At 45.8% G+C, this 14562-nt stretch carries 12 protein-coding genes and 1 pseudogene; 1 reads left to right on the forward strand and 12 read right to left on the reverse strand.

Going from position 1 to position 14562, the window contains the following annotated elements; all coding sequences use genetic code 11:
• Positions 1–483 precede the first annotated feature (483 nt).
• Entirely contained in the window at positions 484–828 is a 345-nt protein-coding gene (locus tag J3349_RS00640; protein ID WP_207675973.1) for a helix-turn-helix transcriptional regulator, read from the forward strand.
• A 105-nt stretch (positions 829–933) separates the two neighbouring features.
• Here J3349_RS00640 and J3349_RS00645 read toward each other — a convergent pair whose 3' ends face one another.
• The 12 genes and pseudogenes from J3349_RS00645 to mobC all read right to left on the reverse strand — a co-directional run bounded on the left by J3349_RS00645 (position 934) and on the right by mobC (position 13782).
• Positions 934–1515, reverse strand: coding sequence for a hypothetical protein (locus J3349_RS00645; protein ID WP_207675974.1), 582 nt, complete (start codon positions 1513–1515; stop codon positions 934–936).
• A 25-nt stretch (positions 1516–1540) separates the two neighbouring features.
• Positions 1541–2467: a Kiwa anti-phage protein KwaB-like domain-containing protein gene (locus tag J3349_RS00650; RefSeq protein WP_207675975.1), complete on the reverse strand. Its 927-nt coding sequence runs from the start codon at positions 2465–2467 to the stop codon at positions 1541–1543.
• A 54-nt stretch (positions 2468–2521) separates the two neighbouring features.
• Entirely contained in the window at positions 2522–4192 is a 1671-nt protein-coding gene (locus J3349_RS00655; RefSeq protein WP_207675976.1) for an AAA family ATPase, read from the reverse strand.
• 114 nt (positions 4193–4306) lie between these two features.
• Positions 4307–5938, reverse strand: a complete 1632-nt coding sequence (locus J3349_RS00660) for a recombinase family protein (RefSeq protein WP_207675977.1) — start codon at positions 5936–5938, stop codon at positions 4307–4309.
• On the reverse strand, positions 5925–6308 hold the full coding sequence (locus J3349_RS00665; protein WP_207675978.1) for a TnpV protein: 384 nt from the start codon (positions 6306–6308) through the stop codon (positions 5925–5927). The genes J3349_RS00660 and J3349_RS00665 overlap by 14 nt, the downstream gene beginning before the upstream one ends.
• Before the next feature lie 20 nt (positions 6309–6328).
• A complete protein-coding gene (locus tag J3349_RS00670) occupies positions 6329–7906 on the reverse strand; it encodes a recombinase family protein (protein ID WP_207675979.1) in 1578 nt (525 codons plus the stop codon).
• A 16-nt stretch (positions 7907–7922) separates the two neighbouring features.
• Positions 7923–9521: a recombinase family protein gene (locus J3349_RS00675; protein ID WP_207675980.1), complete on the reverse strand. Its 1599-nt coding sequence runs from the start codon at positions 9519–9521 to the stop codon at positions 7923–7925.
• Positions 9522–9823: 302 nt separating this feature from the next.
• Positions 9824–10099, reverse strand: a complete 276-nt coding sequence (locus tag J3349_RS00680) for a DUF6870 family protein (RefSeq protein ID WP_207675981.1) — start codon at positions 10097–10099, stop codon at positions 9824–9826.
• Positions 10100–10114: 15 nt separating this feature from the next.
• Positions 10115–10951 (reverse strand): annotated as a pseudogene (locus J3349_RS00685) (ATP-binding protein).
• Positions 10948–11649, reverse strand: a complete 702-nt coding sequence (locus tag J3349_RS00690; protein WP_207675982.1) for a replication initiator protein A — start codon at positions 11647–11649, stop codon at positions 10948–10950. The pseudogene J3349_RS00685 and the gene J3349_RS00690 overlap by 4 nt, the downstream one beginning before the upstream one ends.
• A 104-nt stretch (positions 11650–11753) precedes the next feature.
• Positions 11754–13415, reverse strand: coding sequence for a relaxase/mobilization nuclease domain-containing protein (locus J3349_RS00695; RefSeq protein ID WP_207675983.1), 1662 nt, complete (start codon positions 13413–13415; stop codon positions 11754–11756).
• Positions 13387–13782 (reverse strand): plasmid mobilization relaxosome protein MobC, encoded by a 396-nt coding sequence (mobC, locus tag J3349_RS00700; RefSeq protein ID WP_207675984.1) that lies wholly within the window; start codon positions 13780–13782, stop codon positions 13387–13389. The genes J3349_RS00695 and mobC overlap by 29 nt, the downstream gene beginning before the upstream one ends.
• Positions 13783–14562 lie beyond the last annotated feature (780 nt).

A 14562-nucleotide genomic window follows, 5' to 3' on the forward strand; every position in this document is an offset into this window, starting at 1 on the left:
TTATTATACTCTTATCAGATGATTTTTTCTGTGAAGTGGCACTTCACATGTGCAGCAAATTGTGATGTAACACTTCACAAAATTGCCTCAGAACACACAACCGCTAGGGGTGGCCCCGCCAAATTCTGAGCCACATTTTCATCATTTTCTCTATACAAATGAAAGTACATCTGTTAACTGAACCCCGCTGTACAGCGTCAGTAACTTTTTCACTTCGTTCTCACTCACATTATCGTGCTGTTCAATTTTATGGTTTTATTATACACCTGTCAGATAATTTTTCTGTGACCCAGCAGGTCACTTGTTCCTTAAAATGTGACCTACTGGGTCACATTTTGGCCTCAGAAGCCATCTCCGCTAGAGGGGAAAAACGAAAATTCTGACTTCTATGTTGGCTGCTCTTTTCGTTCTTCTTGATTCGTTTTTTCATAGGCCAGATAATAAAAGTACTCTTATGCGGGCATTCGAAAGGAAGATTTACTTATGTCCGTCAATTATGTTGCTTTGGGAAAACGTATTGGTTATTTCAGAATGCAGTGTGGCAATATCACCCAGGAAGCCTTAGCCTCTAAAATCAATCGCAGTCGTGAATTTCTGGCCAAAATTGAAAAAGGCACAGAACACCCCAGCGTTGCCACTCTGGTCGATATTGCCGACGCCCTCTGCATTTCCGTTGATGATTTGTTGATAGACAGTCTTCACTATTCCGTTTCAACTTCCAACACCGAATTGCATCGTCTGTTATTGGACTGCAACGAAACTGAGCAGGAAATCATTATCCGCACGGCGAAGGAGTTAAAGGCCACTCTTGTCAGCCTAGGAATTTAACATCCATCCGTATTAAAATCACAAAATAAAAAGGCCCGCATAAGCCGCAGACGCACCCTCGAATCATCTTGGGTGCTGTCTGTGGTTTATGCGGGTTTGCCTAATTCATTTCGGAAATGTTACATAAACTCCTTTTACAATTTCTCTTGCCTCTATACCGTCTTGTTCATCCTCCATCAAAATATTGATTTTTTCTCTGCTCAACCTTGTAATTATATATCCATCATCGCATTTATACGTTTTATAGCCATATACCATAAATACAGGACTCGTTTGCATACCATTACTAAAAATGAAAGTAATTCCTACAAACACAAAAATAATCGCTGCCATCCAAATTCCATAATCGGAAAATGCTGTAGGCAAAATCACTGTTAGTATATTAGCAGTTAAAAAGCCAAAATTCTCTATAACAGCATTTTCTTCCACTTTTTTCTTAATTCTCGTATTATTCCTTTGCCGCATAAACTGTCGGACATAAAAAAGTGAAAAAGCAATAAGTATAACTAAACCACACCACACAAATTTATTTTCGGAAAAAATCAAACTTGCTTTCTCCGCTATTGATTTACTTTCTATAGTTTTTACGCTTTTCCAGCCATTAAAAACACTCACACCAAGAAGAAAAACGTACACAATACAATACGAAGAAATATACAGCATCCATTTTGACAGGTTCGTCATCATTATCTATAAATATAGCCTCCTTGCATTATAAAGAATCTTCAGTTTTAGAAACGCCTATTCTCTCTGCCAAAAGTGATTTGAAGTAGGCATCTGACATCAGATTGACAATATGGTATAGCTGTGATTTTTCTCTGTAGATCAACTTTCCATTTTCGTCAAACTCAATATCCAGTCCAAGATCTTTCACAATTCCTTCCACTTTATCATAATTATCAAAGAATAGTGGCAGTCTTCCTTTACTCATGATATTAGTGAATCTCTTCATGATTCTAACATCTCTACTGCAATCATCCGCAAATTGTTCAATATTCACAAGTACACCTTGTGTCAAAATTGCTCCCATTGCTTCATCTGTTTTAGCTTTATACGCATCTCTATAGTTAAAAATTCTTTCCAAGGAGATATGGTTTAAAATCACTAATGAGTCTTCGCATAATACCATATCCACATCTTCATCAAGCCCAAGGAAGTCACTTTCCATTTCAACCAGTTCATCGTTAATAAAGTGTGTAAGTAATCCACTTCGAAGCTTTTTCATCTTAGAAAACTGGCGCAGAAGATATACGCATTTTCCTTCATATACAACTCTCAAACAGTAGAAACTCACTTTATCAATTTGAAGATTTTCTATTTCTTTACAGACTTTTCCATCATCAAGAGTTTTTACAAAAGTTCCTACATCTGTAACACTTTCCTTGTTGAGAATTTCAATTTCCTCATCTGCTACTCCAATAGGATTAAAATCCACCAAGCGATTTATTTTAAACTGGTTCTTCAACTTTGGAAGCACCATTTTCAAAATTTTCTTTTGAAGTTCAGCACTTATCATTGGCTGAAAAGATCGAAATCTCACGTCACTCATTAATTTTTGAACGAAGTAAAGACTCAATATATTTTCCGGTTCATTTGCAATAATCTTTTCGAAATAGTCTATATATTCTACGTTTGTCATATTTATCATCACCCGTTTCTCATAGATTTTTTATTTTACTAATGATAGTTGCTGTCACTTTTTCTTCACCATGCAGCGTTTCTTAAAGAACGAAATGCCATAGCAAAGAATCTGATCATAGTCGTCCTCATACTCCTTTGCGTACATCCTATCATCAATTTGCTGCAAAGCCGTATCGCACTCACTCTCCAGATTTTCCAATACCTTCGTGTACTTTGCTTCAAAGATTGCAACGCGAGCATTGATGGAATCGTAAACAACCACATCGCTTCGGCCTTCTCCATGCTCCTTGTTGGAGTCTACCATATATCCAGCACCTGTAAAAATGCCCGCAAGGAAAGCGTGATAGAAGTCTTCCCGATAGTCATGGTAGCTGATGGTACGCCGGAGCAATACATTCATCTCTTTCGTAATGCCATCGCTGTCACCGTTCCAGACCGCATCAAACAGCGCGTTTCGATTCCACTTCTTCGTACTGTCATCGAACCATTTGATGACTGTCGTTTCAAAAATCTCTTTGATTTCTGCATTCGGAATCATAAGGGCAACCATGCCATCCGGCAACTCACCCTTATAATTTTCTTCACGCGCCTTGGTTAAGTACCCTGTCAGGTACAGCGTACTCCAAAGATTGTCTTCTGAGGAATGCAGATAATCATAGGTCAGGTTTTCATCTACACGCTGAACGATGCAGCCACCAGCCATCAGCGTTTCAAGTTTATTTGTGATGGTACTGCCTGCATAGTCAATAAAGGAACGAATGATGGCATTATCGCTGGTGTTCTTCCAGTAGCTGATAGGCTTAGCTTTCGGATTGCGCTGCAGTTCCAGCATGTAATTCATTACGTCCCACGGGCAGTAAACATCAAAGGCTCCGAAATGGTATCCATCATACCATTTTTTGATGTTCTCAGCCTGCGTTGTCAAGTCAGCATCCTTTAGCAGCAGGTCGACCTCACTCTGTACAAATCCGAAATACTCGTTCAGCCGAGAATTTGTGATAGTATCCGATACAAAATTGTTGGTTCCTGTAAAGATACTCTCTTTCGCAATCTTCAAGCAACCTGTAACAACTGCAAAACGAAGGGCTTGATTGTCTTTCAGTGCTTGCATCAGGCCTTTCATGACATCGAGCATTTCATCATAATAACCGTTGTTGTTTGCTTTTGCTACGGGTACATCATACTCGTCTATAAGAAGAATTACAGGCTTTTCATAATAACTTTGCATCATCGTTGTCAAAAGCATAAGGCTGCTCTTAACTTCTTTTATGGAGCCACTGCCATGTGCAAGATGCTCAAACGCTGTTTTTTGGAACTCTGTAGCATTTTCACTATCAAGCAAATAAAGATGTTTATTGTACAAATCTGCTATCACCATTGTAAGCATATCGTATGCCCCGGTGAAATTCAGTCCATCTACTTGTCGAAATGAAACAAAAATTGTCGGATACTGGTTCATCCACTCAACGCACAATGCTTGGTTTTCTGTAATTTCCAGTCCCTCAAACAGTTTTCTGCTGTCTTTGCGGATGTCAAAGAAGTTTTCCAGCATACTCATGCCCAATGTCTTACCGAAGCGTCGGGGACGAGTGATAAGCGTTACTTTCGTTCCTGTTCTACTGAGCAGTTCTCCAATCAGTCCCGATTTATCAATATAGTAATACCCATTTTTTCGAATTTCTTCAAAGTCCGAAACTCCAACGGGAATATTCATTTCTTTCATCTCTGCTGCTCCTTTCGCGTAGCCATGCACAGACTTTTCCTTGCTCTTATGATACCATGAATCTCGTGTTCTTACAAGAAAAACTCTGCTTACAGCAGTGATTTCGACTACAACTCATTCTGCATAGCCTGCTAGCACATCTTCAAATGTAAAACGAATTTTCACACGCTCATCGTTGAAAACCTCAATGCGGTCAATAAAGGTTTCCACCACATTCTGTGATAAGCGCATCACATCGCCTGCTTCTTCTGCTGCACTTACGACAGTCTGCAAATTATCAGCATCTTTCCTTACTGGCAGGAAAATTTGATTTTTCTCGGCACGAAGTCGTTGAATCTGCTCCATTCGTTCATCTTCTTGCGCTCTGTAGGCGTCTCTCTGCCGGACGAATTCTTCCTTGCTTATATTTCCGTCGGCGTATTGCTCATACAGTGCAATGCGCTGTTTTACGATCTCTGCCTTTTCTGCACTCAGCTTTTCTTCCTGCCGTTCCAGTGCGGAAAAGCAAATCAACGCTTTGCGTTCCCGTTCGTGCAGGATTTCCAGTACATGCTCCGCCTGCTTTATCTGCACTGTCAGTGCGTTTCGGACAATCTCTTCCAGCAATTCCTCAGAGATCGGGATTCGCTTGCAGGGACTGTCCACCGCTGTGGCTGAGAATCTGCAGTTAAACGAGGGGCCAAGCTTCTTGAGAACACGATATTTCATCAGTTTCTGGCAGTAGCCGCAGTAGACCTTGCCTTTCAAGGGATACTGGCGTTTTGTGTAGTTCCCGGCCTGGTGCTTCCCATGCTGCAGCATGATGACCATTTGTGCCTGTTCAAATTCCTCCGGGGTCACAATGGCGGCATGGCTATCCTCAATTCGTACCTGCTGTTCCAAAGGAGCGCGCAGAACCCGATGCTTACAGGGAACCGGCATAATGAATTTCGCGCCCACATAGGTTCCCTTATACTTCTCATTTTTCAGAACATGGTAAACCGTTCCACTTGTCCAATGGCTGCGCTGCAGATCCCATGCTTTCTGCTCACTGTACACATGGTTTTCCGCCACATGATATGCTGCCGGGGTCGGGATCTGCTTTTCATTCAGGATTTTGGCGATGGTGCCTGTTCTGTTGCCCTGCAATGCCAGTTCAAAGATCAACCGCACATATCGACTGGCTACCGGGTCGAGGATCAGCTTATGGCAATCGTTCGGGTCCGGCAGAAATCCAAACGGGCGGTATCCTCCGAGATACATTCCTTTTTTCTGCATCACATGGTCTGCTGCTGCGATTTTAGCGGAGAGGTCCCGGCTGTAGGATGCGTTGATGATGTTCTTGATGGCTACTTCCAGTCCGCGCACATCGTTCCCAGCCTGCATTCCACTGTCATACTCATCGTTGACAGAGATAAAGCGAACGCCCAGCAGCGGGAAGATGCGCTCCATATAATCGCCTGCCTCAATGTAATCACGGGCAAACCGTGAAAAGTCCTTTACGATGATTGTTTTTATCTTGCCATCCTGTGCGTCCTGAATCAGCTGCTGGAACGCCGGGCGGCTTGTGGATGTGCCGGAATAGCCATCATCCACATACTCCTGTCGCGGCTCTGCAGCCAGTTCCGGGCGAGCCATGATGTACCCCTCTACCAGTCCGCGCTGACCCTGAATGCTGTTGCTCTCAGCCTTATCTGTTCCCACATCCTCGTCCGCAAAGGAAAGTCGATAATAGGTTCCGATCATCTGCTGCTCACCGCCCTTCAAACGGATAAATCAATTCTGTCTTTACAATTTCCGCTGCACGATTTTCCAGATTACTCATGCGGCGTACCCATTCCATCTGATTTTCTTCTTTCAGTTTTTCCGAAATGCCCTCCCGTTGGCTCATCTGCTCAATCAAAACCTCATATCGTTCTGCTGCATGCTCTTCCACGTCTGCCAAAACAGCATCCAGTTTTCCACTCAGCAGCAGGCTCTGATAATAGGCTGGTTTTCGTAGTTTCAGGTACGCCTTGTGCAGCATTCCCCATCGGCCAATCGGACGAGTCCGTGGCAGTTTCAAGGCTGGCAGGTAACAATTTCCAACTAAGGAATATTCCATCCCTGTCCGGGCATCGTAGATTTTCTCTTTCATTGCTTTGTTCTCCTTTTTCGTTAGAACGAAAATTCCGTGCAAGTGATTTTCTCGCGGTCCACTTCAATTTTCTTTACATACTGCTGTAGATTGTCTGCCGTCAAAAGCACCTCTGTGTTGTCTGCGATTTGCTTTTTCTGCCGCAGTTCTTCTTGAACAACTACCAGTTCTTTCTCGTTTTCAGCTTTTGTCTGTCTGAATGCCTCAATTTCATTCTCTGCATCCTGCTTCAATTCCAAGAACTTTTCTTTTGAAATTTTTCCAAGGACATACTGCTCGTAGCCGCTGCGCTTCTGTGATTCCAGTCGAACGATATTGCCTGACGCCTGTTCAATTTCACGTTTTGTAGCTATTTCTTTTGATTGGAGTTTGCTTTTTCCAGAGCTTTTCCGTACCAGCTTCTGCAAATCACGGTGTTCTTCCATCCGCTGGTGCAACTCCTTGTTAATGCCATTCCAGAGGTCTTTCTCTGAAATTGAAACATGGCAAGATGCACAGTAAAAATACAGCGAACCATCGCTTTGCCAATGACAAAACAGCTTTTCTCCGCACTCTTTGCAAAATATCCGGCCTTTGAAAATGTTCGGATTACTTTCTCTGCGCTGTCTGCACCACTTTTTCCGTTCCTCCCTGACCGCTTGCTCGGCTTCCCGCAATGCAGAAACTTCATCAAACAATTCCCAACTGATGATTGCCGGATGGCTGTCCGGCACCATCCGCCAGCTTTCCCGTGGATTCCGCCCGATTTTCCGATACGTTTCATCATAAGCGATGCGGTTATAGACCATTGTTCCTGTGTAGATTGGATTTTCCAGCACCTTTGTCACGAAAACGGTCTGCCATGCTGGGTCCTTTACCCGCAAGGTGTTTTTCAGGTATCCCAGCTGACAGCGGCGTGTAAAAGGTGTCGGGATTCCCTGCGCAGACAGCTTTTTTGCAATCTCGCGCTCTTTCATACCGGATTTCTTCCAGAGAAAAATCCGAACTACCACATCGCTGACTTCCTCGTCCAGAATCAAATGATTCTGCTGATTTCTCTTGTAACCGAACGGAACAGGCGTATAGATTTCTCCTCGTGCTTCCTTGGAACGAAAGCACGACTGAATCTTCTTGGACAGGTCTTTCGAGTACATTTCATTGATCATGCTCTTGATCGGCACCAGCATCCCGTCCCGACTCTGGCTGTTCAGGCTATCATAATTATCATTGATGGCGATAACTCTTACGCCAAACAGTGGAAACACCTGTTCCAGATACTGACCTGTTTCCACGAAATTACGGCCCAGTCGGGAGAAGTCCTTTACCACAATGCAGTTGACTTTCCGCTCCTGCAGTGCTTTCAGCAGCCGTTCAAATTCCGGGCGGTCAAAGTTCATCCCTGTACACCGCTTGTCCGCAAATACATCCAGCAGCATCAAATCATCCCGGTGATTGATGTACTCCTTGATATAGGAAATCTGCACTTCCAGTGATTCCGTATTCCGAAGCACATCATCGAAATCAGACAATCGTGCGTAAATTGCGGTTTTCCAGATACGGTGCTGTGCGTTCTCGGCCTCCCGCTGCGCCGCACTTACTTTCTTGCTTACTCTTGCCATAAATCACGACCTTCTTTCAAGCTGACACTTCATGCTGCTTTTGGTGCAATTCCTCCAGCAGGTCTGCAATTTCATCCTGGAATCGGAACGTAATTTCCACCCGATTGCCCTCATAGACTTCGATTTTCTCAATCAATTCGACAATCATCGGGCGGGTGATTTCTTCCAATTTTCGATACTTACGGTACACGTCCAGAAATGGATACGCATTCGGGGCAGTCTGTAAATTTTGCTGTTCCGCCTCCAGTTCCTCAATTTTGCGGTCATACTCTTCGATTCGCTTGCTGTACAGTTCGTTGTAGTTCAGGAAATCCTCCCGTGTGAGGATTTCGTCTGCATAATCCCCATACAGTTTTTCCTTAATGCCCTGTGTATGGGTCTTTTCTGCAGTCAGCTGCCGAATCTGCCGTTCAATGCGCCGCACACGGTAGGGTTCCTGCTGGGCCTGCCGGATGCTTTCCACAAATTCTGCTTCCTCCATCACAATCTGGATCTGCATCTGGAGCGCATTCCGCACAATGTTATAGAGCTTTTCATCCCGTAGGTTATGGCTCGTGCAGCTGCCTTTGTTCTGTTTGCTGCCGGAGCACTGATAATAGATGTACCGCTTTCTTTTATAGCTGGCCGACCTGCGTACCAGCCGACTGCCGCAGTCCCCACAGTAGAGAAAGCCTGCAAACAGGGCCACCGTTTCGGCATCGTTTGGCCTGCGGGTTTCGGTTTCCAGAATCCGCTGCACCAGTTCAAACTGCTCTGCCGGAATGATTGCTTCATGAGTGTTGTCCACGATTACCCAGTCCCGCATCGGCACATTCATTTTCTTTTTGGAGCGATAATCCAGTCGCCGGGTCTTTCCCTGCACCAGCTTCCCGATATAGACCTCGTTGTGCAGAATGCGGTCCACTGCCTTGGCAGACCACGGCGGCTCATCGCTCTTGCGGAAATGCAGGCTCAGCTTTGCACCGCTCTGCAGCTTTCGCGCAGCCGGGGACGGCACCTTTTTCGCATTCAATCGGTCTGCGATGCTCTGATTATTCATGCCACTGATCTTCCAGCGGAAAATATCTTGCACTGTTTCCGCTGCCAGTTCGTCCACGATCAGCTTGGTATGATTGCTGGGGTCCTTCTGGTACCCATAGGTTGCAAAACTTCCCACAAAATCGCCGCGCTTCCGCTTTACCGCAAGCTGACTCTTGATTTTGACGGAAATATCCCGACAGTAGGCATCATTGAGCAAATTTCGCATCGGGACCATGATGGAATCGCTGGTCTTCCACGCAGATTGGCTGTCATAATTATCCGTCACTGCAATCAGCCGGACCCGCATGACCGGGAAAATACGTTCCAGATAACGCCCCACTTCAATGTAATTTCGTCCAAAGCGGGACAGGTCTTTCACCAGAACACAGTTGATGATTCCTTGTTCCAGTTCCCGAAACAGCCTTTGGAACGCAGGTCGTTCAAAGTTTGAGCCGGAGTAGCCATCGTCCACAAACTCATCCACGATGCACAGTTCCGGGTGGTCTGCAGTATAGGCTTCCAGCAAGGTACGCTGGTTTGCAATACTGTCGCTCTCTGTCTTATCGCCATCCTCACGAGATAAGCGTAAGTACAAGGCTGTACGGTATCGGGTTGTATTTTGCTGTGTTCTCTTCTGCAAATTTATATCCGGGTATAACAAAAGCCTTCCACCTCCTTAACGAATCGGCAATACTGTTCGTCAGAGAAGCGAAAGGCTCCACATTTTCTATGTAGAACAAGCCTACCGAGCAGGTTCTGCTCAGCTTGCACATTCCTATCTTCTTACCCGTAAACAGCTTACCAGAATCATCATCTTTTGTCTATCGCTTTATCGCATTAAAGTGTGAAATTTTTCTGCGTTTTTTTCAGCAGTTTGCCGAAAGCTTCTCTGCCTTTTCAGCTGGCAGACTGAAAGCACCTGCCAATGCGCTCAGACAGTGTGCTGCACCCTCTTGGTGCAAAATTCAGCTTTACAATAATTCCATTGTCCAGATAGCAGTAAGGATTTCGGACCTTATCCAGCAGCTTTTTCAGCCTTTCCTCTTGTGGCAATCCGTGTTCCACTGCATCCTGCTGCAGTTCCTGCAGTTCAGACTGTTCAATCGTGCGGATGTCCCGGTTCTTCATCTGGCGGATCTGCGCCAGCCAATTCATTGTACCGTTTTCTTTCAATTGCGTTCCTCCCATTCAGGCCAGAAGTGCTTTCAGCAAGTTCAATTTTGCCTGTCCTATATCCTTTCTCATGCTGGGGCCTGTGCAGGCAATCGGGGTACACAGTTCCAGCAGCCGGTCATAGATACGGGCGTGTGCGGTATTCTGCGGGTTCTTCAACTCCGTCAGGGTCAGGTTCGTGGTGACGATCAGTGGTTTTCGGCTGCGGTAACGGCTGTCGATAATGTTGTAAATCTGCTCCAGCACATATTCCGTGCCCCGCTCCATGCCGAAATCGTCAATGACAAGCAACGGATAGCCGCAGAGCCTGTCCACGACTTCATTTCGCCCGGAAAAGGCGTTATTCAGTTCATTCATGATTCGGGCAAAATTCGTCATGCAGACGGCCACTTCCTGTTCCATCAGGGCATTGGCAATGCAACCCGCCATAAAACTCTTGCCTGTACCGACACCGCCCCAGAGCAGCAGCCCCACATTCTTTTCCCGCATTTCCGGCCAGTGGGCCACATACCGCTGTGCCAGCTGCATCTGTGGATTTTGCCCGTGATCGTTTGCAAATGTCCAGTGCTACATCGCCCAGTCGGTAAAGCCCTGCAGCTTCAGCCGCTGCACTTTCTCGTAATGCAGCCTTGCACGTTCTTCTTTCTCTTGCTTTTCCCTTGTAGCCTGCCTGCACCGGCATTCAGCCGGATGGCGGTCACGCCCAAACAGTTTTTTGCCGTTCGGAAAGAACGCTTCCTTGGGAGTTTTGCAGCTGCCGCAGTACAACAGCCCATCTTCTGCAACATAGTCCTGCGGTTCCACAGAGATCGTCATAAGCCTGTCCATCGCTGTCTGGATTGTTTCCGTCATAAACTTTCCTCCTTGTTGTAGGTATAGTCCGGGATACCTGCTCCCGGTTTCTGTTGTCTTTTCTTCCGTGCTGACCAGCTACGCAGGGTCGCCGCATGGTCTGCGTACTTCCTGCCTGTAGACTGCATATAGATTGAAAGGTCATCAATCAGGGAATCTAACTCTGCAATTTCCGTTTTCAGTTCTGAATAATCTTCCAGATAGACATTCCGATAACGCCCATATGCTTCTTTGGTTCTACTCAGTTGGTTCAATCTTAGGTTGTTCTTATTTATTTGGTTAGGTGTGCAGTTTTGCGCAACCGTATTGCCCACTTTTGAGCAATCAGGCTGCTCATTTTTGACCATCTCGACTGTGCATTTCTGCGCAGTAGATGGAAAGCTTAGGAACACCTGGTTTGGCTTGGAAAAGCCATTGGACCACCGTTCGATCAGCCGTGCGGCTTCCAGTTCCCGCAGGGCACGGGTGACACTGGAAATGCTGCTCTGCAGATCTTCTGCCAGCCCTGCCAACGGATAGAGCACATATGCCCGGCCCTGTGCATCCACCCAGCCGTTCTTCTGGGAAAGGGTCATGCGGTCCAGCAACAGAACATACGTCAATCGTGCCGTATGGGAAAGGCTCATCTGCAGCAGAAATTTCGGATAAGGGAAATAAGCGGGTAGTGGGGTTTGTGCCTTGATGTACTCTTTACTCAAACTTCCTCCTAATCGTTTTCAAAAGTCCCTGCCGAATGGGAAAGTCCTGCACGGGCTTACGCATCCGGCAGGGTTCCGGGGTGCGGGGTGGAAGACCCTGCTGATTACAGGCTCACATCATAGCTGCGCTTCTTACGTTTCGGTTGACGTACGCGCTGTTCCTGTCGAACCTGCTCCTGCCTTGCCTTTTCGCGGACTCTAGCCTCCCACTCGCGTTTCCATGCAAGGTCGGATTTCATCTCATTGGTTTTTCGGAAGATGCTGTACACATTATCCGATGCAACTTCCAGACGCCGGGATTCTTCTTTCAGGGGAGTGTATACCTTTTTCCTCTCCGCGATTTCTTTCGTCAGTTCTTCTTTCCGTTTTTTCAAAGATTTCAGCGATGGCAGCTTTCCATCATTTTCTTCCCGGAAATATTTCACGGATTCCACATAGGCATCCAATTCCTTGGAATGCTCTGCGCGGAATTTTTTCTTGAAAATTGCTTTCGTAAATTGCTGCTGGACCTCTTTTGTGGAAAGGTACTGCCCCGCATAATGAATCTGTTCATTGGTTTTGTACAGTTCATCCTCCGCCTGTGACAGCCGTTCATACGCTGCCTGCGCATTGGCCTGCGCAGTTTTACACAGATCGTTCAGTTCTGTCAGATCGTTAATGTTATTCTCCTGTACCCATACCAGCGTTTCAGCCATTTTCTGCAAATTGCTGATTTTGACCTTTAGCGCATAGGCCAGATTTTCCTGTGCCTTAACATTCTCCTGCAGGTCCACAACAAGCCGCAGCCTGGTTCTGGTCGTAAAGATCAGTATGGGATCTTCCTTGTACCGCAGATTCTTCTCGGCGTTCTGAACAAAAAATCCTTCCAGACATTCTCTTTTGCAGCTATCCCCCAAAGAACGCTCCGATATAAACTTGTTCCGTTCCGGTAGCAGATAGCTGTAACGCCCACGTTGTGTTTTGACAAAAATGTTGTATTCATCCTGCAGGATGTCTTGAAAATCTTCATACGAGATTGCTTTCTCACGAGCAGCGGCAACAGCATCCCGGATAAGCTGTTTCTGTGTTTGAAACTTTGTCAGGTTGGGCGTAAATCCTTCCTTTTCGATTTCCTGTTTTTTCTCATCCAGCCGCCGCTGTGCCCAATACTCTGCTTCGGTCACACCCGTTCTGGATGGTGACAGCAAATCGACCTGATACAGAAATTCGCGGTTGCACAAATCCATGAGGGATTTCTGCAGGTGCTTCAGATACTCGTTTGTTACATGGTGCTTGTAGCCAGCCTTGCTATCAATGGGTCGCTCCATGAAGGGCTGCTGGGGCACATCCAGTTTTCGCAAACTGTTGATTACGATATGGACATGAATGTTGCCGCTGCCATTGTGCCCATCCATGTGCGTACAGACCAATGCCTGATGTCCCGGAAAGTTGGCTTTTGCGTATTCCAGTCCAAGCTCCTGCGCCCGTTTCCCCGTCAAACAATTTTCTGTGCTGTCCCGTGGATCAAAGCTGATGATGTAATGGTGGCTTTTGATTTCATTCTTGTTTTTGTTTTTCTGGTACTCGCGGTTCAGCTGCTGGCAGGCCGCATCAAAGGAATAGGGTTCACAGTTCAGACCGTCCAGATAAAACTCATCTCGCATGATACGATTTCCGTTCTGGTCAAGGATCGGAGTTTTCCGAAGCTCATCATGTTTGAAAATCAGATACTCCAGTGCAGCACCATAGTTGGAACTCTTACTTGCGATGTGCTTTAATATTGCCATAGTTCTTTCCTGCCATTTCTGCGACTTGTTCCCGCATTTCAAAAATGCGGGAAATCGCATGGTTGATGTTTTCACGCATAACATGTGATGGAAGGCCTCCACTGTTGAAGAACGCCGCGATCTGGTTCAGGTTGTTCCCGATGGCGGCAAACTCCCGTGTGATTGCTTCGATCTCGTCCGGGTGGACATAGAACACATACGAGGTATTCACGCGGCCTTTCATCAGCATCTGCGCTGTAAATTCAGAGAGGGTCATTCCGGCATCTTCTGCCTGCCGGTGTAAAAGTTCATGTACTACTTCTGTAACTCGTGCGGAGATTACTTTTGTCTTTACGATAGATTTCACTTTTTTCTTCGTTCTTGGCATGGGGTCTCCTTTCCAAAATCAAGAATTTGATTTTCCCGGCAGTGCATCTGCACTCCGGCTGTGACCTGCTGCAGCAGGCCACCAATGGGCAAAATCATGTGATTTTGCACGATGTGAGGGTATGGGGAGCGCAATCCCCATCAAGATGCCGCCGTGGAGAAACTGCCCGTAGGAGCGGTTTCGTATACAAAGGCTAATCTTGCTCTTAACCACTGTCCACTCTGTCCCAGCCCGTTCCTGCCCGATTTTCTCCGGCGTATTTTCCGGTAAGACGCGCAGAATGCACATTCAGTACCAGAGGTATCCTGCTGGGGTGGCTCATGCGATTTTCAAGGTGCGATGTGCCTTTGTAAGGAATTAGGGATTTTCGGGGGTGAGACCAACAGCGAATAGGTCTGTTTGAGAAAATAGTCCTTACACCCTATACAAACTTTAAGGGGTGTTTTTAAACCGGGTCTTTTGAAAGTTTAAAGAAAATTCATTTTTCCAACGTTCCCCTCTACCTATAACATTCTAAAATGGGTGTTTGGCAACCAGTTTTTTAAATTTTGTTGAACTGACTAATTTTAGAATATAGATTTTGTTTATTTTCCACTCATAAAACTAGAGGAAAGCCGTTTCACAAAAGATTTTGAAAACCCCTACACTAATAGGAATCCGCAGAGCCGTTTTGGAATACAGTTTTAATTTTTTATTTAAGGCAAAAGAAAAACGGTAAGGCTCGCAGATGGAACCTTACCGTTTGAAACCGTCATTCAACTTTCTAGTGCTTTACATTTT

This window comes from Faecalibacterium sp. Marseille-P9590 (genome assembly GCF_017377665.1).
Classification (GTDB): Bacteria; Bacillota; Clostridia; order Oscillospirales; family Ruminococcaceae; genus Faecalibacterium.